The organism is Glaciimonas sp. GNP009 (assembly GCF_054343755.1).
This window is the reverse complement of the sequence record NZ_JBTGUV010000004.1, coordinates 2,710,548-2,730,734: the sequence shown is the minus strand read 5'-3', so window position 1 is coordinate 2,730,734 and position 20,187 is coordinate 2,710,548. Positions and strand designations below refer to the sequence as shown.

Genomic DNA, 20,187 nt, shown 5'->3' with positions numbered 1-20,187 from the left:
CAAAATATTAAGCGACAACTTCAAATTGCGCCCGTCGGAGAATTATCTGGCAACTTAATTGGTATATTAACCAGTACTTAGTTGAGATACTAATACGGCCATACCAAGGCCTTTTTTTTGCACTGGATAACCATCTCACGCACACGTTTGCTGCTTTTTTCCGACTGCAAAATATTATGTTGCTTCTACAATCCGATCCACACAAGTAAAAAAAAACCGCCGGGCGTAAGCCAGGCGGTTTTTCTTGATTCCAGAAGCAAATATTAACGCTTCGAGAATTGTTTTGCCCGACGTGCTTTGCGCAGACCGACTTTTTTACGCTCAACTTCACGTGCATCACGTGTTACGAAGCCAGCTTTTGACAGTTCTGGTTTCAAAGTTGCGTCGTAGTCGATCAATGCACGAGTGATGCCGTGGCGCACCGCGCCAGCTTGACCAGACTCGCCGCCACCGCTGACATTGACTTTGATGTCGAAAGTTTCGACATTGTTAGTCAGGACCAATGGTTGACGAATAACCATCAAACCGGTTTCGCGCGAAAAATACTCATTCGCTGGCTTGCCGTTGACGATGATTTGACCTGAGCCGGACTTGATGAAGACGCGCGCAACTGCACTCTTGCGACGGCCGGTTCCGTAATTATAGTTACCGATCATGTCGATTCCTTAGAGTTCAAGTACTAGTGGTTGCTGCGCAGCGTGCGGATGGGAACCATCTGCGTACACTTTCAGCTTCTTGATCATGGCGTAGCCAAGCGGGCCTTTAGGCAACATGCCCTTGACCGCTTTTTCTAGCGCACGACCTGGAAAACGCTGTTGCATTTTCTGGAAATTGGTTTCGTAGATACCGCCTGGGTAACCGGAGTGACGGAAATACGTCTTGTCGGTTGCTTTTGCGCCAGTTACACGCAATTTGCCAGCGTTGATAACGACGATGAAATCGCCAGTGTCGACGTGCGGAGTAAATTCAGGTTTGTGTTTGCCGCGCAATCGGAGTGCCACTTCGCTGGCAACACGTCCGAGGACTTTGTCCGTCGCGTCAACCACGTACCAATTACGCTGGACTTCATGTCCTTTAGCGGAAAAAGTTTTCATGTTGACTTCCTAACTAGTTTAATTTGCTCAAATGGTGGTTCCGGCACTATCAACCGCACCGCAATATTGGTGCTGTTGTGTTGCTTTTAACGCCAGACTCTGCCTTGTAATCTTTTCCTGAGCAAACGGAAAAGTCGTAAATTATAACGTTTTCAAGGACTTGGCGTCAAATTCATTGATGTAACTACCGAGTTTTCCCAAGCAGCGCACGAAACTGTTGTAATTTTGGCCGCTGCAAGCGGCTTGTAGGGAGGCGAAGTACATTTATACAGCTAGCAAAAAAAAACCCGAAACAGCTTTTTCGGGTTTGAATCCACACTACGAGGAGAGTGGAGGAGACATTGTTGGTCGCCAGCTTCGAAAGCAACAACCAATCAATCCATACTAGCAGACGAAATTGTGCAGCGCAAGAACAAAACTACAAATTAAATTTGTACTCAAATTTGCAAGTTTTATCTATAGATAACCCATCCGCATAGTTCATATTGCTCATTTTTTTTCTAACCATATACGTTTCTCTAAAGATAAAATGATGCGACGCAACATTTTATCTTTTTTGCTTGTTTTATTACCGCGCAGGCCAGATCAATGCGCTCATCGTCAAACCACAAACAACAAGAGCAGTTAAACTAGCGCCATCTTTTACATATTCAGCGAGAACATATGGAATGCACAGTACGCTGGACAGGCTTGTCCGGCATGACGTTTTTGGCTGAGACAGGCTCAGGTCACGCAGTAACGATGGACGGCGCACCCGATGGCGGCGGTCGTAACCTGGCACCGCGCCCGATGGAACTAGTATTGGCCGGGACTGGCGGCTGCACCGCCTACGATGTCGTACTCATCCTGCGGAAAAGCGGGCAAGATATTCGCGGTTGCGAGGTCAAGATGACGTCCGAAAGGGCCGAAAAAGACCCTAAAGTATTTACCAAGATTAATTTCCATTTCACCGTACGTGGCCGTAACCTGAAACCAAACGTCGTGGAACGTGCTATTAAGTTGTCGCATGAAAAATATTGCTCAGCATCGATCATGCTGGAAAAGATGGCGGAAATGACACACTCTTATGAGATCGTCGACGATTTGGCAGAGCTTCCGCCAACCAGTTAAGCGAGAAATCGGGCGGGAAGACCAGCAAGGTTCAACTCAACTAATGAATGGCAAAGTAAGGCAAAAGGTGCGGCGTTCCGGTAAAAGTGTCGTCATACCTCACTCTCCCGCCGAACTGAACAAGTCCGTCTACCCACAACATTTGCGCTAAATATAATAAGCAATGCTCGTCATGACCTTCGACATGACCTGCATTGCCTTTTTCGCAGGCAACGGAAGATCCGTCCCTCCCAAGGCTTTAGCAGCGGCTCCATGCGACATTTCGTCCTCCCGCATTTTGATCACGATTGCACGCGATTTTGCATCTTGTTCTGGCAATTCAGTCAGATGACTGGTCAGATGTGCCTCAACCTGGCGCTCTGTTTCAGCAACAAACCCAAGACTGCGTGCATCTCCCAATCGCGCAGCGACGGTTCCCAGAGCGTATGCGCCGACATACCAGAGCGGGTTCAGCAAACTGATATGCGATCCTAGTTCACGCAAACGCTCTGCTGTCCAGGCCAAATGATCTTCTTCTTCGCGCCCAGCTTCTGCAAATTGTTGTTTGACGGTTTGCGCTTGTGCAAATCGACCTTGTGCGTCATACAGCGCTTGCGCGCAGACTTCACCGACATGATTAACGCGCATCAAACCGGCGCTGTGACGCTGCTGATCGGCGTCCAATACAACGTCAACTACTTGCGATGCGGGGTTAGGACGCGATGCTGATGCAATGCCACCCATCACCCGCAAGGCACGATCGAAATCAACAATCACTTTGTCTAAGAATTGCATAATTATTGCGCACTCATCGAATGTAATGACCTGATTTTATCAGGCGGCGCAGTGATTTCCTACAACACCTGCCTGCGTTTTGGTCGAAACACGGCGACATCATCATAAAACGCTTGATCCTGATTGGCGCACCAGTCCGGTACTCCAAGCACCGGCAATGGCGTGAGTTGGCCAATGGTCATCCCGTGCGCCACTAAATGTGCTGCGATACGTTGATCAATCCAGCTTCTTCTCGCGTTAATGTCTTGCGAAAAAAAACTATCGGGCGCGACCAATATGAACGTGTGCGCAGTAATGGCTTTATAGGGATTGACCAGTTTTTCCACTAACGCATGCCCGAACAGCCACACCTGCGCATCGGCGGCACTAAAGGTCGGGCGTTGTGAAACGAAAGCCTCGGACCAATGGTGCTCTCTCAGCGCCGCAACCAATATGCCACCGACGGGACCTTCGCGCACCACCAGAAAGGCAGCATTCTCATCAAAAATAGTCGCCGCGTCGCGCGCTACGCCACGTAGTTTACCGCTGCCCGATAACGTACCAGCCTTGGACAATTCAGTTGCTTGCAGCGCATTCAGACGCGCTTTGCTCAGCGGGAACGATAGCCATATCAATGCATTAAAAAAATCATGCAAATTTTCACGCGTCGGTACGCTGCCTGTCTCGCCAATGAAGGCTTCATAGGCAGTGGCAGAAGGTAAAGCCGCTTGCGGCACAAAAACAATCGGGAAGCCGCGATGATTGCGTACATCGCGCTCGCCCGCAATGGTGTTAATCGCCAAACGCCAGTCGTGGATGCCGATTAGCGCACCGCACGCACGCAGTGGTGCGAGCCAAGGCTGTCGCCAGTCGATGACATCAAGGAAGTGTTCTGCTGAGGATAAGGGCGTGGTGGGCATTTTGCCCACATTTTACAGGGCGCTGCGCCACGCATTCAACTGTTTACATATCAACCGTTTATGAATGGCGTCGCCGATCGCTGTTTTTGTCGTTGATCAGGCTGCCTGTTCCGTGGAGCGGACTTGCTTGCGATATAAGAACTCCAACACAGTGGTTCTGTATTCTGCATATAACGCATCCTGAGCGAGTATCACTCTGTCACGCGGGCGCGGCAAGCGTACATCGACAATTTCACCGATGGTTGCTGCAGGTCCATTGGTCATCATGACGATCCGATCAGAAAGCAATACAGCCTCATCAACGTCATGCGTCACCATCACCACCGTCGACTCAGTTTTCGCAACGATTTTCAGCAACTCATCTTGGAGGTGGGCGCGCGTCAATGCATCCAAGGCACCGAACGGCTCATCCATCAGCAACACTTTGGGTTCCATTGCCAAGGCCCGAGCGATGCCGACTCGCTGCTTCATACCACCCGAAATTTCATTCGGACGTTTTTGCGCCGACGTCGCCAAACCGACTAGCGCCAATGCTGCGTTAGTGCGATCTTTCAGTCTGGCCTTATTTTCAGTTGCAGAAAATACCCGCTCAACGCCGAGAAATACATTTTCGTAACAACTCAGCCATGGCAACAAAGAATGATTTTGAAACACGACAGCGCGCTCAGGCGATGGTCCGGCAATTTCACGATTTGCACATAACAAAACACCAGTGCTCGGCTGCAACAGGCCGGCAATGAGATTAAGCAAAGTTGACTTGCCACATCCTGAGTGGCCAATCAGTGTGACGAACTCACCTTTTTGCACTGTCAGATTAATTTCACGTAACGCGTGGAAGTCACCTTTGCGCGTGTGAAACACCATTTCGGCCTGATGAATATCAATAAATTTTTCGTCACGGAGTGCCATTTTTTTCCCCTTGTTTCGATGTTTTGTGTCGATGCTTTGCAGTTATCTATATGCAGTATTTAAACCACATAGTTATTACTGTCTATTGATAACCCGGAGCAGAACTCGAAGGATCGGCTACCGCTGCAATTCATCAGCCAATCCTTCGAGTCTATACATCCAATCAGGTACTGACTTCCTCGTAAGTAAACGCCTTCGCCAGCGCCACCAGAAGCTGTTCCAACAGGAGCCCAACCACGCCGATCGCGACAATCGCAATGATGATATGAGGAACGTTTAAATTATTCCATTCATCCCACACCCAGAACCCGATACCGACTCCACCAGTCAACATTTCGGCGGCGACAATCACTAACCACGCCGTCCCTATCGCTAGCCGCACACCCGTCAGCATGTACGGCAAAACCGAGGGGAAAAGTATCTTGGTGACGATCTTCCATTCGGATAAATTTAGTACGCGCGCGACGTTCATATAATCCTGCGGCACACGTTGAACGCCCACTGCGGTGTTGATCACCATCGGCCAGATTGAGCAAATGAAAATCGACCAGATGGCGGCCGGATTGGCTGACTTGAAAACCAGTAAACCAATCGGTAACCAGGCCAAAGGAGAAACCGGTTTCAGCAAGCTGATAATCGGTCCGAACATACTGGACATAAACTTAAAACGCCCAATGATGAAACCCAGTGGAATCCCGACCAAAGCGGCCAGACCGAATCCAATTCCCACGCGCTGTAAAGACGCCAGAATATTCCAGCCGATCCCCTGATCATTGGGACTCGTGCGATAAAACGGATCAGAAAATAATTTTATCGCCTCCTTCAACGTCACCATCGGCGTAGGAAACTGGCTATTATTGATCGCGATCAATTGCCATACCAGAATCATAAATGCCAGGCCAAATAACGGTGCAAGGACCGCCGTTAGACCCGGACTCATGGTAGAGCGGCGGCGCATCGTTCTGGCCGATAACTTCATGATCTCAGGTTCGGTTTCTGCCATCGTTGCTGCTGGATGCGCCGCATCCAGCATCGTAGAGTTGCCCACTTCCACTTTTTCAACTGCCGAGGCGTTGCCATTGACACACGTGGCGGAATTTGCGATTGTGTTCATTGTCACTCCTGAATTAATCGATGCTCTGGATCCGATGCATTCAGTCTCCAGTTCAGCCATGCATATGTGTATGAGGAAATGGGCCATTCACATAGCCCATGCCGCTTAGCGACGCTTCTGCTTAGGCTCTGATCTTGAACGAAGCCGCATAGGCTTTAGGATCTTTTCCATCCCATACAACGCCATCCATCAACTTTGAACTGCGCATGACATCCTTTGGCACACTCGTTTTTGTCATCGTTGCAGCCTCTTTGTAGAGGTCGATCTGGCTCACCGATTTAGCAACGGCCAAATAGTCGGGATCGCTCTTCAACAAACCCCAGCGGCGATGCTGCGTCATGAACCACATGCCATCCGACAGATACGGGAAATTAACCAAACCGCCGTTGTAGAATTTCATGTAATTAGGATCGTCCCAAGTCTTACCAAGGCCGTTCTGATAGCGCCCCATAATGCGCTGATCGATCACATCTTTGCTGGTATTAACATACGATTTATCGGCAATCGTTTCTGCCATTTTGTTCTTGTTTGCCAGCGATTCATCAATCCATTTGCTGGCATCTAATACGGCCGCAATCAGCGCGCGACAAGTGTTCGGATTTTTCGTCACGAATTCGGCGGTAGTACCTAATACTTTTTCCGGATGATCTTTCCAGATTTCCTGCGTAGTGATGGCGGTGATACCGACGCCATCAACAATCGCACGATGCCCCCAAGGCTCGCCAACGCAAAAGCCATCCATATTTCCCACCCGCATATTGGCCACCATTTGCGGCGGCGGGACCGTGATGACCTTTGCATCTTTCATCGGGTTGATCCCGTTCGCCGCCATCCAGAAATACAGCCACATGGCGTGCGTCCCGGTCGGAAATGTCTGAGCGAAGGTATATTCACGTTTGTCGGTAGCCATCAATTTTGCGAGCGATGGTCCATCTACAGCGCCTTTGTCGGCCAGCTTTTTAGACAAGGTAATGGCTTGACCATTGTTATTGAGGCCCATCAACACAGCCATATCCTTTTTCTGTCCGCCGATCCCCATTTGGACGCCGTAAATCAAACCTGAAAGCACGTGTGCGGCGTCCAGCTCTCCATTGGAGAGCTTGTCGCGCACTCCAGCCCATGAGGCTTCTTTACTCAGAACAATTTTGATACCGTATTTTTTATCGAAACCAAGCACCGATGCCATGACAACAGAGGCGCAATCCGTCAGTGGAATAAAGCCGATCTTGACCTCAGTTTTTTCCGGCTTATCTGAGCCGGCTGCCCAAACGCCGCTACTAGCTAATCCCAACATACTGGCTCCTGCGGCAATCGTCGCTGTTTGAATGAGTTGACGGCGCTTAACATTTTCTAACGTAGCTGGAGCGCTCTCAGGCACTGCGACTTTTGATTCCATTGCTGTAGCTCCACTTTGTTTTGGCAACAAAAAAGGCATCGTCCCACAATGAGCAAATCATTGCGGGAAGACACCTTTGTCTTAGTTGGACAGACCGCCGTTGGCCATATCCAGAAGCGCCAGCATTGGCGCGTAATCTACTATACGCAAACAACGTGCCAGCATTCCTTGCAGCAACTCATCGCATTTGGTCCGAAAATATGCACTGCGTGTGTGCGCCGCACCAAATGTGTTAGCTTTTATTGGTGCAGAACATAAGGGGAAATGTAAAGAGCTGAGTAAGAACTAGGGAGAAATTGGACGGATTAACAAGGAATCCAGGGATTCCGTTCGCGATGAACGTTACCCCAACAAATCATTGGCGTCGATAATCCGTTGCGCCACTTCAGACAACTTCAAATTTTTATCCATGGCCAGGCGCCGCAATTTTTTATAAGCATCCTGCTCACTGAGTTGTTGACGCTCCATCAACAAACCTTTGGCCCGATCAATTACCTTCCGATCAGCCAATTTTGTTTTAGTGTCCGATAGCTCAGTTAAAAGCTTCTGCTCTTGATTGAAGCGCAGCATCGCCACCTCCAGCACAGGCTTAATGCGAGCGGTCTGTAACCCTGCCACGATGTATGCAGAAACTCCAGCGGCCATAGCGGCCTCCATGCTGGATTTCTTTTCATCTTCGGTGAACAAAACAATCGCCCTACGTGCATCGCGGGTCGCAATGACGACATGTTCCAGGACATCTCGAGCGTCGGATTCAGCGTCTATGATGATCATGTCCGGTTGCATTTGCGCAATACGTTCCGGCAAGTAAAGGTCGGCTGGCAACGAGGCAATGATGTTGTAGCCAGCCTCCAGCAATCCAATACGCAGGGCGTGGCTACGTTCCGCCTGCGCGATGAACGCAGGATCGTTGTCGCCCTCTATGGCAACTGGATTGACAACCACGATACGAAGGTTATGCATGCTACAAAGCCCGTGAAACATCATTTATTCGAAGCTGCATCCTAACAGACGCATTAGTAGGTAGTATAACAACCCATCAAGACGCCATAGTCATGCGTTTACATGCAAAAATCGCACCAGCCAGTGCGATTTTCGGTAGACACATGTTGCCTCAAACGGTTTCCTCAGTTAACTAACTAACCTGTTGCCAGCTCATTAACTCCCCGCCATTCAACGGCACTACCGTCGCGCCTCCCATCGGCAGTTCGGCTGGAATGGTCCAGGACTGACGTTTTAGCGTCACAAACCCTTGGTTACGTGGCAGGTTATAGAACGCAGGCCCATTGAAACTGGCAAAAGCTTCTAATTTATCCAGCGCGCCGACCTGATCAAAAGCTTGTGCATAAAGCTCCAAAGCATGTAATGCAGTGTAGCAACCCGCGCAACCACACGCCTGCTCTTTAAGACCTTTTGCATGCGGCGCAGAATCAGTACCCAGGAAAAAACGATCGCTTCCGGACGTCACCGCTTGCATCAACGCCAAACGGTGCGTCTCCCGCTTCAAAATAGGCAGACAATAATAATGCGGACGAATCCCGCCTTTAAAAATCTCGTTACGGTTGTATAGCAAGTGATGCGCCGTCACTGTCGCCGCGATCGGCCCGTCGGCGCTAGCAACATATTCGGCTGCGTCTTTAGTAGTGATGTGCTCAAAAACCACCTTTAATTCCGGCATATCGCGACGCAATGGCTGCATTACACGATCAATGAAGGCAGCTTCACGGTCAAAAATATCGACGGTTGGATCAGTCACTTCGCCATGCACCAAAAACGGCATGCCAAGTTCTTGCATGACTTCCAGCGTCTTGTAACACTTAGCGAGATCCGACACACCGGCGTCGGAGTTGGTGGTGGCGCCAGCGGGATACAATTTCACGGCATGCACAAAGCCACTCTCTTTGGCGCGACGAATTTCATCCGGTGGCGTGTTGTTGGTCAGGTAAAGCGTCATCAGCGGCTCGAACGACACACCTTCCGGTACGACCGCCAAAATACGCTCCCGGTATGCCGCTGCTTGCGCGACAGAGGTGACGGGCGGCTTCAAATTTGGCATCACAATCGCACGGGCAAACTGGCGTGCCGTATCCGGCAATACGCTTGCCAACACAATACCATCGCGTAAATGCAAATGCCAGTCATCTGGTCGGGTGATGGTCAAGCTATCAGTCATCTTCATTCTCTTCTGCAAAAAGTTGCTCCAGCATGCCAGCCGGATTATTCAGGAAATGGCGGGTAGTCGTGTAATGCTCAGTATCTTCATAGCGCGTTTCTGTCAGACCGCTCTGATCCAGCAAATAAATTCTAGCGTTTGGATACGCTAGCAAAATAGGGGAATGCGTCGCGATAATGAACTGACAGTTAGCTTGCGCCAGCCGATGAATGATGGCCAGCGCTGCTAGCTGTCGATTAGGTGAAAGCGCCGACTCTGGCTCATCCAGCATATAAAAGCCATTGGGCCGAAATTTGTTTTGCAATAACGCTAAAAAAGCTTCACCGTGCGATTGTTTGTGCAACGATCTGACGCCGTAAGACGGACCAATTAATCCGCCAAGGCCGGGCTCTGCATCCAACTCTTCAATGTTAGAGGCGACGTTAAAGAAACTTTCGGCACGCAAAAAATAGCCCGTTTTCGGACGCTTGAAACTTTTAACTGTTCTTAAATAATTGTGTAAATCTGAATGCGCGTTAGCCGTCGAAAAGCCGGTATTTTGATTGCCGCCTTCAGCGTTAAATCCCCATGCCACCGCCATCGCTTCCAATAGCGTTGATTTTCCAGCGCCGTTTTCGCCGACCAAAAATGTCACATCCGCATGAAAGTCCAACTTTTCTAACTCTCGGACAGCGGGAATACAAAAAGGATAGGCATCAAAGTCGATTTCTTTGACCGGGTCGATTTTTAAAGCACGGAGATAGGGTTTAGCGGCAAGCATGGCATCGTCGTTAGGGGAATGTGAGTATTTTACAGCAGCGACACCGATGAGCGACTTATCCACCACCATTCCAAGCGAATCTAAGCCGCACTTCGTCGTCCCACTTAGGGAGAAAAGTCCCTTTTGATATAAAAGACGAATGATTCCAGTCTTCATACATTCACTATTCGCTATTCGCTTTTCATTGCTCCTTATTCTCAGGTCAACGTGATATTTCCATTGCCCGCATGAAAAAGCCGCTTCAGCTTTAACCTGACGCGGCTTTTATTAACGTTACCTTAGTGGCAATTACTATTTGTACAAATATCGCTGCATTGAGTAGTAAGCGCTCAACAACGTTGTGTGACTGCTTAACAAGCACTTCACAAACATCTGATGAGCGCTCGCTTTTTGCTTAATGGATAATTTTCGCCAAAAAGTCACGCGCACGATCAGAGCGAGGTGCACCAAAAAACTCTTCTTTTTTGCAGTCTTCCACAATCAGGCCCTGATCCATGAAAATGACGCGGTTCGCAACTTTCTTGGCGAAACCCATTTCATGCGTCACAACCATCATGGTCATGCCTTCTTGCGCCAGACCAACCATCACGTCGAGCACTTCGTTAATCATTTCAGGATCCAGTGCTGAAGTCGGCTCATCGAATAACATCGCAATCGGATCCATCGACAACGCGCGGGCGATGGCGACACGTTGCTGCTGACCACCTGACAACTGGCCCGGAAATTTATCTTTTTGCGCGCTCAAACCTACGCGGTCGAGATATTTCAAACCCTTTTCAGTCGCTTCACTAACGCTGCGACCCAACACCTTGATTTGACCGATTGTCAGATTTTCTCGAATCGACAGATGTGGAAAAAGTTCGAAGTTTTGAAACACCATGCCAATACGTGCGCGCAGTTTTGACAAATTTGTTTTTGGATTTCCCACCGAAATACCATCTACGGTGATGTCACCCTTTTGAAAAGGCTCAAGACCGTTAACAGTTTTGATGAGGGTCGACTTACCGGAACCGGAAGGACCGCAAACGACAACAACATCGCCCTTGGCAACGCTGGTGGTGCAATCGGTCAGTACTTGAAACTGACCGTACCATTTACTGACGTTATTAAGTTTAATCATGAAGTTTTCTCCAAATTGCTGAATACAGTTTTGCAAGTGTTCTCTATTGCCGCGCTACGAAGCAACGACAACGGATGCACGTTATCGAATAATCGCAACTTTTTCCTGCAGTTTCTTTACCAGCGTAGATAAGCCAAAACTCATCACGAAATAAACTACTGCCACGAACAGATACATTTCCACCAGACGGCCATCACGCTGGGCAATCTTTGACGCCACGGTGACAAACTCGGGCACTGATCCCAATACATACACCAATGAAACATCCTGGAATAATACGATCGTTTGCGTGAACAGGATCGGAATCATGTTGCGGAAAGCTTGGGGCAAAACAACGTTGCCCATCATCTGCCAATAGTTCATACCCAGTGCATAACCTGCTGACACCTGACCGCGTGGAATCGACTGTATACCGGATCGCATGATTTCGCAGTAATACGCCGCTTCGAATAAGATGAAGGTCACGAGTGCGGATGAAAATGCGTCGACTTGAATCGGTTGTGAAGCGCCGGTAATCCAGGCGCCAATGAACGGCATCAGGAAGTAGAACCAGAAAATCACCAGCACCAAAGGCACAGAACGAATCAGGTTAACGTAGCTGGTTGCAATGAACGAGATCGTTTTGCTGTGCGATAAACGCATCATCGCCAAAATAGTACCGAAGAAAATACCGCCAATCATCGCCGAAATGGTCAGCATCAACGTAAATTTCATACCAGTCGTAAAGAGATATACCCACGACCGTTCGATCACATTAAAGTCAAAATTCGCAAACATGATCAATGACCTCCCGTGCTAGCGCTGCCGGAGGTAATAAAACCCGGTACCGCTGTTTTTTTCTCCAAAAACCGCGCTAACAACAACGCTAAGCTAGAGATGATGATGTAGATGACCGTTGCACCAGTCAGCGATTCAAAAGTCTGAAAAGTGAATTCGCGCATCGAATAGGTGGCGGCAGTCAGCTCAACCAGACCAATAGTCAATGCCACCGAACTGTTCTTGATGATCGCGGCAAATTCATTGGTAAGCGCTGGTACGATAATTCGGAAAGCCATTGGCAACAGCACAAACCGATAAGTTTGTGGAAGTGTCAATCCAAGTGCTGTGCCAGCGAGCTTTTGGCCGCGTGGCAATGCATGAATCCCTGCAGAAACTTGTACGGCGACGCGGGACGAAGTAAAAAATCCCAGCGCGAGAAACGCGGTGATGAACGATGCATTCGGCAAACTTTTAAGCCAATTGCCGAGTCCGGCCGGAACCAGTTCGGGCATCACGTAATACCACAGGAACATTTGTACCAGCAATGGAATATTACGGAATAATTCAACATAACCATTGGCTATGCGCACGGCCCATTTATTCGGCATCGTGCGGATCGTACCGACGACAGTACCAATCACAAGCGCCATAATCCACGCCAAAGCGGACAGCGCTAGCGTCCATTTCAGCCCTGCCAGCAACGTTTCCATATAGGTGCTGACACCATCGGGAGACATTTGCCAGAAAATGTTCCAATTCCAGTTGTAATGCATATTGAGTCCCTCTATTACACTAGTAGTCAGTCCCGCCAAATTTGACGGTTATAAATGGCGTCTTTTTTCGGCCGCTTAGTTGTTCGTCATTGCATAGCTAGCTATGCCGCTACTCTCTTTCGCCTTATCAGACGAAAAAATCTATCCACTTCCATACCGTTAATTCAGCTCGACTGACTGCTAGTGATTATTACCAATGACAGTGCTGGGACTAAAAAAAAAATTTGTGCATCACAGCAACTTTTACATCGGAAATAAAACGGGAGGCTTTCGCCCCCCTTTTTGTTTAAGATGCCCGCATCTTATTTTTTCTTGGAAGATTCTTTTTGCGCTTCCGGTACTGCAGCATAAGTCGCTGGATCACCCGAATCTGTTGGTTTGGCAAACGCCGCCTTCAGCTCTGGGCTCATCGGGATATTTAGCGTGATTCCCTTTGGTGGAATCGCCGCCAAGAACCACTTCGCGTAGATCTTGTTGATTTCGCCTGATTTATACACGTTGGTCAACGCTGTATCGACTGCCTTTTTGAATGGCAAATCGCCTGAACGCTCAATGATGCCGTATGGCTCAACTGACAATGCTTCAGTCGTGATCGAATAGTCTTTTGGCGCCTTTGAACTAGCAGCTAACGATGACAACAAAATATCATCCATTGCGAAGGCAACCGCGCGACCTGTCTCGACCATCAGGAAAGCTTCGGCATGATCTTTAGCCGCCAAAATATTCATACCCAATTTGCGCTCACCATTCAATTCGGTGATTTGCTTCAGGTTAGAAGTTCCGGAAGTCGACACGATCGTCTTGCCCTTCAAATCATCAAGTTTAGTGATGTTAGAGGTTTTTTTAGCCAACAAACGATTTGCTGTGACAAACATTGTTGGCGCAAAGGATACAACCTTCTGACGTTCCAGATTGTTGGTAGCGGAGTCGCAGGACAAATCAATTGCGCCATTTGAGATCAACGGAATACGTGTCGCGGACGTGACGGGTACCATCTTGACATTTAGCGCAGTCATACCCAGTTGTTTTTGAATGGCAGTGGCTGCCTTCATACACAAATCGATTGAATAACCCTGATACGACTGCTTATCGTCAAGGTATGAAAATGGAATTGAGGAATCGCGAACACCCAGCGTAATGGTGCCAGTATCCTTGATTTTTTTAAGCGTACCGGTCAGTTCTTGAGCTTGGGCTGCGCCAGCAATCACACCAATACTGATTAACGCAACGATTAACTTTGATACCTTCATAACGACTCCCCGGAAAATAATTGTTTAGTTTAACAAAATCAACACCGCAGCAGAAAAACTTTATCTGCCCTGCTACCAACGCGATATAAAAAATAAGTCTTTTACTTATTTCGACTACTACGCTGTCCTGCTTTCGCACTATTGTTAACGGCAGTGAACTGACATTTTACAAAAAATATCATCGCTAATCGAGATTAATTGCCAACCTGATCCGATGGAAAACGTAGCGACTCTTTAAGCAAATAACCCATCGGCATATTCAGATTTATATTATTTTTTGCAGTTATCGGATTAAGAAACCATTTTTGATAGAGTTTATTTAAGTCGCCATCCTGAATCAACCGCGCCATTTCAAGATCAACTAATGCTTTAAAAGCAGGATCATCTTTGGGTAACATAATCGCGTAAGGCTCGGTACTCAGCGCATCGCCAACCACTTGGTAAGCAGCTGGATTTTTTGATGCCCCGCGCAAGCCATACAGCAGCACATCATCCATCACAAATGCATCAACCTTTTTGTCCTCAACCATACGAAATGAATCATCGTGCTCGCGCCCTTCCAATAAAACGATATTAAGTGACCGTACCTGACCGCGATCACTCAAGGTTTTCACACTCGTCGTTCCCTTAGTCGAGGCAACCTTCTTGTTGCGCAAATCCGGCCAGTTTTTTATACCTGAATCAGTATTCACAACCATTCGTACCCCAGCGATAAAATGCGCAATCGTGAATGCGACATGCTGACGTCTCTCTGGCGTATTCGTTGTTGACCCACACTCAAGGTCTGCTTTACCGGACTCGATTGTCGAGATACGTAACGCCGATGTCACCGGGACATAAGCGATTGTTAATTGTGATAATTTTAATTTTTGCTTAACCGCTTCCGCGATTTTCAAACATATATCGATGGAATAACCAATTGGCTTCTTATTCTGATCAAGAAAAGAAAATGGTAATGAGGCATCACGATAGGCGATCGTAATCGTTTTGGTGTCACGAATCTTGTCTAATATGTCAGCATGTGCGCTGATGGACGCCGTGCTGATGAGAAATCCGCTGAGCATCAATGCTAAATACTTTATAGGACCCGACCCGACAATGCGATCTTTTTGTATAACGCCAGTGTTGGCCTTGCCTTCCATCATAACTACACTTTCCCTTAAAAGATGCGCTAAAACCGCATTCTCGATTGTGACGCAAGATTCAAGCCAGCGGCAACATTCGTCGATGGCGGTGTCCGATTGGTTGTCTAAGTCGGCTAATGGCTTCATCCCAGCCCGATGTGAGTAGCAGACAGTGCCAAAATTCGGCACTATCCAAATTCCAAACCCTTCCGGCATCAATTGCCTGCCTGACAACGACCCAAAATGATGCACGCAAAAAATAGACGACTATAGCGTATCCTTAATCAAGGATACAAGCCACGCATTTCACGCGCTTGCAAAACACGGGTGCACGCCATAATAAATGCCGCTGTTCGTAACGATACTTTCTTCTCCTCTGCCAGTTGCCACACCGAGGTGAAGGCCTCTCGCATGATCCGGGTCAGGCGCAAGTTGATTTCATCTTCCGTCCAAAAGAAGCTGGAAAAATCCTGCACCCATTCAAAATAACTCACGGTCACACCGCCCGCATTGGCGATAACATCCGGTACGATCAATACACCCTTGTCGTGCAAAATATCGTCAGCCGCAGGTGTAGTAGGTCCATTTGCACCTTCCAAAATGATCTTGGCACGAATAGTGTGAGCAGTATCAACGTTGATTTGCTGTTCAAGCGCAGCAGGAATCAAAATATCACAATCGGTCGCCCAAAAGAGTGCACGGTCGGCAATCTCTTCACCGCCTTGAAATCCAGCAACGCTGCCGGTTTTAGTGACGTAATCTTGCAATGCCACGACATCCAGACCGCTATCACGCACGATGGTGCTCATATGATCCTGGACAGCGACGACCTTAGCGCCAGCCTCAGAAAACAGGCGTGCGGCGATGCCACCGACGTTACCGAATCCTTGCACCGCAACACGCGCGCCTTTGATATCCAGGCCGCGCTTAGAGGCGGCTTCGCAGCCGACCACGAATACTCCTCGGCCGGTGGCTTCACGCCGTCCCAGACTGCCGCCGAGGGAAATTGGTTTTCCAGTGACGACACCGGAGGCGGTGCTACCCTGATTCATCGAATAGGTGTCCATCATCCACGCCATGATCTGTTCGTTAGTGTTAACGTCCGGGGCGGGAATATCTTTATTGGGACCGATGATGATGTTTATTTCGCTAGTGTAACGGCGCGTCATGCGCTGTAACTCTTCTGGCGAAAGGGTCTTGGGATCGACGCGAATACCGCCTTTTGCGCCACCGTACGGAACGTTGACGGCGGCATTTTTAACAGTCATCCATGCGGATAATGCCATTACTTCCGACAAGGTTACGTCCTGATGAAAACGCACCCCGCCTTTTCCTGGGCCGCGTGAAGTATTGTGCTGTACGCGATAACCTTCGAAGTGGGCAATGGTGCCGTTGTCGCGTTCGATCGGTACATCAACGATCAGAATACGCTTTGGCCGCTTCATGGTTTCGACCCAACGCGCTAACGAGCCCAAATAAGGCGTTACACGATCGATTTGTTCAAGGTAATCGCCCCATGGACCAATGCCATGTGTCGACAAATAAGAAGGAACTTCATGCTGAATAGACATTTTAGAACGCGCTCCGTAGGTTGCAATGAGGTGCAAATAAGGTGAGGTAAGGCGCACAAAACAGCCCTATTAATCTCGCAGCGAATCGTAAAACATTGGGGTGCCTCAATTCCAATGCTTTGTATGCATGCCATTATGCATTTTTTGCATGGATACGATTAAATCGGCCTGATCGACTGTTTTCCGGACCACGCGCTCACTTAAAATGCATCTTACTACTTTACTTTTTTGGTTTGCTTTTTCTTCGTTTTTCTTGGTTTTTTACTTTGCTTTTTTCTTTGCTTTTACCGTATTGGTCAATTCACTCGTTTTGCGCGCTGGCATCTTCAACTCTTGCTTCTGTAATAAGTAAGACCAAAGCCGCGCCACCACAGGTTTGCCGGGGCGTTGCGCAGTTGGGCGTTCACGATATAAGCGAATTTCCATGGTTGCCTCCCACTCAGTTGCGCCATCGTCCACGCGCGCCAACTGCTTAAGTTTGACTTCCCGCGTCACAGCGGACTCTGGCAGAAAGGCGACCCCATGCCCTTCGAGCGCCATCATTTTTAAGCCTTCCGCCATATCCGTTTCATAGCGCTTATCCAGATGTAGTGGCTTCTTGGCGTCGGCCAAAATCAATTCCACCATTCGTCCGAGATAGGCGTTACTGGTATAGGACAAAAAAGGCAAAGGCGTGTCACTACTACCGGGGAATAAATAATCGGGTACTCCAGTTTTGTTGCATTGGGCATAAGCACGCAGCACTTCACTACCTAACGTGAGCATGTCATAACGACCGGAGTCGAGTTGCACCGGTTGACGCGGATGGTGATAACACAACAACAAATCGCAACCACCATCGACCATTGTCATGACCGCATCGTGGACATTGAGTGCAATTAAACGGGTAGTGAGCGCACCGAAATCCGTCTCAAGCAAGCGAATCCAGCGCGGCATATACGTTAATGACAACGTGTGCGGGACGGCAAAATCAACGGTATTTAATCCGGTCGGGCGCTTGCCGCGCATGAGCGCTCGCGCATTGTTAATCTGCCCGAGCATTTCCATCGCTTGCTCGTAAAAAACTTCGCCGGATGGCGTTAACCGCGTCGGGTACGACGTGCGATCAATCAAATCTGCGCCAAGCCAGGCCTCCAGCGATTGTATTCTGCGCGAAAACGCAGGCTGTGTGACATGACGCAGCTCTGCAGAACGACTGAAACTATGCGTTTCGGCCAACGAAATAAAGTCTTCTAACCATTTGCTTTCCATTCCCCTATCGTAACGCGAAGTCGGTCTTGGAAGGGTCCCTCACCGTGCAAAAAAATATCAAATGCGGGACAAAAATAGTTCAATGCTGACTTTAAGTGCACTAACCGTATCAGATCGGTTAATTTCAATGCTCAGCAAGCCAGTCGATTACGTCGACCAACCATCTTTGGTTAGCCCCTTTACGACTGAAAATCACACATTCAGCTGAACACAAACGCCATCAGACTTCTGCAAGCGGCATCTGGGGAACAGACGGTGACGATGCTGGCGAAGCCTCTTCAGGATTAGCTTGCTGGCGCGCCCACATTTGTGCGTAAGCGCCATCCGTCGCCAACAATTGACTATGCGTGCCGCGTTCGATGATGCGCCCGTGGTCCAGCACCAGAATTTGCTCGGCATCGGCGATCGTCGACAAACGATGCGCAATCACCAGCGTGGTTCGGTTTTTTGCAATTTCTTTTAATTGCGTCTGGATTGCCTGCTCGGATTTAGAGTCGAGGGCAGAAGTCGCCTCATCAAAAATTAATAGCGCCGGATCTTTTAGCAAGGTACGCGCGATCGCCACACGTTGCTTTTCTCCGCCCGATAATTTTAATCCCCGCTCGCCGACCATGGACGCATAGCCATCTGGAAGCGATTCAATAAAATCATGAATATGCGCCGCTTTCGCCACCGCTATTATTTGTGCTTTGCTGGCACTCGGCATACCGTAAGCAATGTTGTATTCGATAGTGTCATTAAATAACACGGTGTCTTGCGGCACAATGCCGATCGCCTGACGTAAAGACGTTTGCGTAATAGCGCGGATATCTTGCCCATCGATCGTAATTTTCCCCTCGTTGATATCGTAAAAACGAAACAGCAAACGCGATAGCGTCGACTTGCCTGAACCGCTATGCCCGACCACTGCAGTAGTCGTGCCGGCAAGGATCGTAAAGTCGACGTCAAACAGAATTTGGCGATTGCTTTCATAGCTAAAATCGACATGTGAAAAATGGACTTGCGCACCGGTGGTGAATAGCGGCATGGCATCCGGCGCATCGGCAATCTCGCGGTTCTCATCAAGTAGCGAAAACAAGCGCTCCATATCGGCCAGGCTTTGTTTGATTTCACGATAAATAACACCCAAAAAATTGAGCGGAATATATAACTGGATCATGAACGAATTGACCAATACCAAATCACCCAATGTCATCTTACCGTCGATGACCCCTTGGGTTGCGCGCCACAGAATCAACGTCACCGCGATGGCGATGATCAGAGACTGTCCCGTATTGAGCAGCGATAATGAGGTTTGCGATTTCACCGCAGCGGTTTCGTACTCACTCAAGCCATCATCGTAGCGCTTGGCTTCATAGGCCTCGTTGCCAAAATATTTGACGGTTTCATAATTGATTAAAGAGTCGATCGCTTTGGTATTGGCTTTCGAGTCGAGCGCATTCATGGTGCGCCGAAAGTGGGTACGCCATTCAGTCACCACAACGGTGAAAGTAATATAGATAACCAATGCGCCGCCGGTGATAACCGTGAACCAGATATCGTAATGAATAGCCAGATAACTCAGCACCAGCGTGATCTCAACCAGCGTCGGCAAAATACTAAATAAAGTGTACGAAACCAGAGACGATATACCGCGGGTACCACGTTCAATGTCGCGCGTCATACCGCCGGTTTGTCGATTCAAATGAAATCGCAGCGATAGCGCATGTAAATGCCTGAACACTTGCAGCGCAATGGTCCGCACTGCACGTTGCGTGACCCGCGCAAATACAAATTCGCGCAACTCGGTAAATAAGGTTGTGCTCAGTCGCAACGCGCCATATGCTGCCAATATACCCAGCGGCAAAACCAGCATGGCCTGCGGATGCAATGCCGTAATCGTCATGCTATCGACCAGTCGCTTAAGGACCAGTGGAACCCCAACGTTTGCCATTTTTGCACCGACCAAAAATAATAGCGCTAGCGAAACGCGCCATTTATAAGTCCACAAATAGGGTATCAACGTTTTTAACGTGGACCAGTCGCTCCGTTTAGAAGCGGGCGCAGACGCTGGATTGGAGGCATCTGGAGAGGGAGTAGAGTAACGACGCATGGATAGAATCTTGTGGAA

At 48.7% G+C, this 20,187-nt stretch carries 19 protein-coding genes; 1 reads left to right on the top strand and 18 read right to left on the bottom strand.

All coding sequences use genetic code 11. From position 1 onward, the window contains the following. Positions 1-263: 263 nt before the first annotated feature. Together rpsI and rplM are read right to left on the bottom strand one after the other, a co-directional pair. Positions 264-656 (bottom strand): 30S ribosomal protein S9, encoded by a 393-nt coding sequence (gene rpsI / locus ACXX82_RS12855; RefSeq protein WP_108442889.1) that lies wholly within the window; start codon positions 654-656, stop codon positions 264-266. A 9-nt stretch (positions 657-665) separates the two neighbouring features. Continuing rightward, positions 666-1,094, bottom strand: a complete 429-nt coding sequence (gene rplM, locus ACXX82_RS12850) for a 50S ribosomal protein L13 (RefSeq protein ID WP_108442890.1) — start codon at positions 1,092-1,094, stop codon at positions 666-668. 663 nt (positions 1,095-1,757) lie between these two features. Between rplM and ACXX82_RS12845 the strand changes: the two genes are divergently transcribed. Further along, the gene (locus tag ACXX82_RS12845) at positions 1,758-2,204 is read left to right on the top strand and encodes an OsmC family protein (RefSeq protein WP_323505868.1); all 447 of its coding nucleotides are present in this window, start codon (positions 1,758-1,760) and stop codon (positions 2,202-2,204) included. A gap of 147 nt (positions 2,205-2,351) precedes the next feature. On the opposite strand, the gene coq7 is transcribed toward ACXX82_RS12845, so the two are convergent. The 16 genes from coq7 to ACXX82_RS12765 all read right to left on the bottom strand — a co-directional run bounded on the left by coq7 (position 2,352) and on the right by ACXX82_RS12765 (position 20,169). Then, positions 2,352-2,978: a 2-polyprenyl-3-methyl-6-methoxy-1,4-benzoquinone monooxygenase gene (gene coq7 / locus ACXX82_RS12840; RefSeq protein ID WP_322235282.1), complete on the bottom strand. Its 627-nt coding sequence runs from the start codon at positions 2,976-2,978 to the stop codon at positions 2,352-2,354. 59 nt (positions 2,979-3,037) lie between these two features. Beyond that, positions 3,038-3,877, bottom strand: coding sequence for a DUF3025 domain-containing protein (locus tag ACXX82_RS12835; protein WP_458563045.1), 840 nt, complete (start codon positions 3,875-3,877; stop codon positions 3,038-3,040). Between the two features lie 96 nt (positions 3,878-3,973). Continuing rightward, positions 3,974-4,786: an ABC transporter ATP-binding protein gene (locus ACXX82_RS12830; RefSeq protein WP_458563044.1), complete on the bottom strand. Its 813-nt coding sequence runs from the start codon at positions 4,784-4,786 to the stop codon at positions 3,974-3,976. Positions 4,787-4,949: 163 nt separating this feature from the next. Continuing rightward, positions 4,950-5,744, bottom strand: coding sequence for a nitrate ABC transporter permease (ntrB, locus tag ACXX82_RS12825; protein WP_458563992.1), 795 nt, complete (start codon positions 5,742-5,744; stop codon positions 4,950-4,952). Positions 5,745-6,021: 277 nt separating this feature from the next. Further along, a complete protein-coding gene (locus tag ACXX82_RS12820; protein ID WP_458563043.1) occupies positions 6,022-7,296 on the bottom strand; it encodes a CmpA/NrtA family ABC transporter substrate-binding protein in 1,275 nt (424 codons plus the stop codon). A gap of 342 nt (positions 7,297-7,638) precedes the next feature. Continuing rightward, on the bottom strand, positions 7,639-8,259 hold the full coding sequence (locus ACXX82_RS12815) for an ANTAR domain-containing response regulator (RefSeq protein WP_322235274.1): 621 nt from the start codon (positions 8,257-8,259) through the stop codon (positions 7,639-7,641). A gap of 172 nt (positions 8,260-8,431) precedes the next feature. Beyond that, complete coding sequence (gene pyrC / locus ACXX82_RS12810) at positions 8,432-9,469, bottom strand: dihydroorotase (RefSeq protein WP_458563042.1); 1,038 nt, start codon at positions 9,467-9,469, stop codon at positions 8,432-8,434. Continuing rightward, positions 9,462-10,229: an AAA family ATPase gene (locus tag ACXX82_RS12805; RefSeq protein ID WP_322240380.1), complete on the bottom strand. Its 768-nt coding sequence runs from the start codon at positions 10,227-10,229 to the stop codon at positions 9,462-9,464. Before ACXX82_RS12805 ends, pyrC begins: the two co-directional genes overlap by 8 nt. Before the next feature lie 394 nt (positions 10,230-10,623). After that, positions 10,624-11,349, bottom strand: coding sequence for an amino acid ABC transporter ATP-binding protein (locus ACXX82_RS12800; protein WP_322235268.1), 726 nt, complete (start codon positions 11,347-11,349; stop codon positions 10,624-10,626). Positions 11,350-11,430: 81 nt separating this feature from the next. Further along, entirely contained in the window at positions 11,431-12,126 is a 696-nt protein-coding gene (locus ACXX82_RS12795) for an amino acid ABC transporter permease (protein ID WP_322235264.1), read from the bottom strand. Between the two features lie 2 nt (positions 12,127-12,128). Beyond that, positions 12,129-12,881, bottom strand: a complete 753-nt coding sequence (locus ACXX82_RS12790; RefSeq protein WP_322235262.1) for an amino acid ABC transporter permease — start codon at positions 12,879-12,881, stop codon at positions 12,129-12,131. A gap of 302 nt (positions 12,882-13,183) precedes the next feature. After that, entirely contained in the window at positions 13,184-14,131 is a 948-nt protein-coding gene (locus tag ACXX82_RS12785; RefSeq protein WP_322235259.1) for an amino acid ABC transporter substrate-binding protein, read from the bottom strand. A 194-nt stretch (positions 14,132-14,325) separates the two neighbouring features. Beyond that, positions 14,326-15,471: an amino acid ABC transporter substrate-binding protein gene (locus ACXX82_RS12780; protein WP_458563041.1), complete on the bottom strand. Its 1,146-nt coding sequence runs from the start codon at positions 15,469-15,471 to the stop codon at positions 14,326-14,328. 68 nt (positions 15,472-15,539) lie between these two features. Then, the gene (locus ACXX82_RS12775) at positions 15,540-16,826 is read right to left on the bottom strand and encodes a Glu/Leu/Phe/Val family dehydrogenase (RefSeq protein WP_458563040.1); all 1,287 of its coding nucleotides are present in this window, start codon (positions 16,824-16,826) and stop codon (positions 15,540-15,542) included. A 261-nt stretch (positions 16,827-17,087) separates the two neighbouring features. Continuing rightward, positions 17,088-18,077 (bottom strand): LysR family transcriptional regulator, encoded by a 990-nt coding sequence (locus tag ACXX82_RS12770; protein ID WP_323505871.1) that lies wholly within the window; start codon positions 18,075-18,077, stop codon positions 17,088-17,090. 220 nt (positions 18,078-18,297) lie between these two features. Then, the gene (locus ACXX82_RS12765; protein ID WP_323505873.1) at positions 18,298-20,169 is read right to left on the bottom strand and encodes an ABCB family ABC transporter ATP-binding protein/permease; all 1,872 of its coding nucleotides are present in this window, start codon (positions 20,167-20,169) and stop codon (positions 18,298-18,300) included. Positions 20,170-20,187 lie beyond the last annotated feature (18 nt).

Excerpts from the sequence above, each read along its gene's own strand:
- rpsI (WP_108442889.1), bottom strand. The coding sequence starts at position 656 with ATGATCGGTAACTATAATTACGGAACCGGCCGTCGCAAGAGTGCAGTT.
- ACXX82_RS12790 (WP_322235262.1), bottom strand. The coding sequence starts at position 12,881 with ATGCATTACAACTGGAATTGGAACATTTTCTGGCAAATGTCTCCCGAT.
- ACXX82_RS12765 (WP_323505873.1), bottom strand. The coding sequence starts at position 20,169 with ATGCGTCGTTACTCTACTCCCTCTCCAGATGCCTCCAATCCAGCGTCT.
- coq7 (WP_322235282.1), bottom strand. The coding sequence starts at position 2,978 with ATGCAATTCTTAGACAAAGTGATTGTTGATTTCGATCGTGCCTTGCGG.
- ACXX82_RS12775 (WP_458563040.1), bottom strand. The coding sequence starts at position 16,826 with ATGTCTATTCAGCATGAAGTTCCTTCTTATTTGTCGACACATGGCATT.
- rplM (WP_108442890.1), bottom strand. The coding sequence starts at position 1,094 with ATGAAAACTTTTTCCGCTAAAGGACATGAAGTCCAGCGTAATTGGTAC.
- ACXX82_RS12800 (WP_322235268.1), bottom strand. The coding sequence starts at position 11,349 with ATGATTAAACTTAATAACGTCAGTAAATGGTACGGTCAGTTTCAAGTA.
- pyrC (WP_458563042.1), bottom strand. The coding sequence starts at position 9,469 with ATGACTGATAGCTTGACCATCACCCGACCAGATGACTGGCATTTGCAT.
- ACXX82_RS12785 (WP_322235259.1), bottom strand. The coding sequence starts at position 14,131 with ATGAAGGTATCAAAGTTAATCGTTGCGTTAATCAGTATTGGTGTGATT.
- ACXX82_RS12820 (WP_458563043.1), bottom strand. The coding sequence starts at position 7,296 with ATGGAATCAAAAGTCGCAGTGCCTGAGAGCGCTCCAGCTACGTTAGAA.
- ntrB (WP_458563992.1), bottom strand. The coding sequence starts at position 5,744 with ATGCGCCGCCGCTCTACCATGAGTCCGGGTCTAACGGCGGTCCTTGCA.
- ACXX82_RS12770 (WP_323505871.1), bottom strand. The coding sequence starts at position 18,077 with ATGGAAAGCAAATGGTTAGAAGACTTTATTTCGTTGGCCGAAACGCAT.
- ACXX82_RS12835 (WP_458563045.1), bottom strand. The coding sequence starts at position 3,877 with ATGCCCACCACGCCCTTATCCTCAGCAGAACACTTCCTTGATGTCATC.
- ACXX82_RS12815 (WP_322235274.1), bottom strand. The coding sequence starts at position 8,259 with ATGCATAACCTTCGTATCGTGGTTGTCAATCCAGTTGCCATAGAGGGC.
- ACXX82_RS12845 (WP_323505868.1), top strand. The coding sequence starts at position 1,758 with ATGGAATGCACAGTACGCTGGACAGGCTTGTCCGGCATGACGTTTTTG.
- ACXX82_RS12780 (WP_458563041.1), bottom strand. The coding sequence starts at position 15,471 with ATGCCGGAAGGGTTTGGAATTTGGATAGTGCCGAATTTTGGCACTGTC.
- ACXX82_RS12830 (WP_458563044.1), bottom strand. The coding sequence starts at position 4,786 with ATGGCACTCCGTGACGAAAAATTTATTGATATTCATCAGGCCGAAATG.
- ACXX82_RS12805 (WP_322240380.1), bottom strand. The coding sequence starts at position 10,229 with ATGCTTGCCGCTAAACCCTATCTCCGTGCTTTAAAAATCGACCCGGTC.
- ACXX82_RS12795 (WP_322235264.1), bottom strand. The coding sequence starts at position 12,126 with ATGTTTGCGAATTTTGACTTTAATGTGATCGAACGGTCGTGGGTATAT.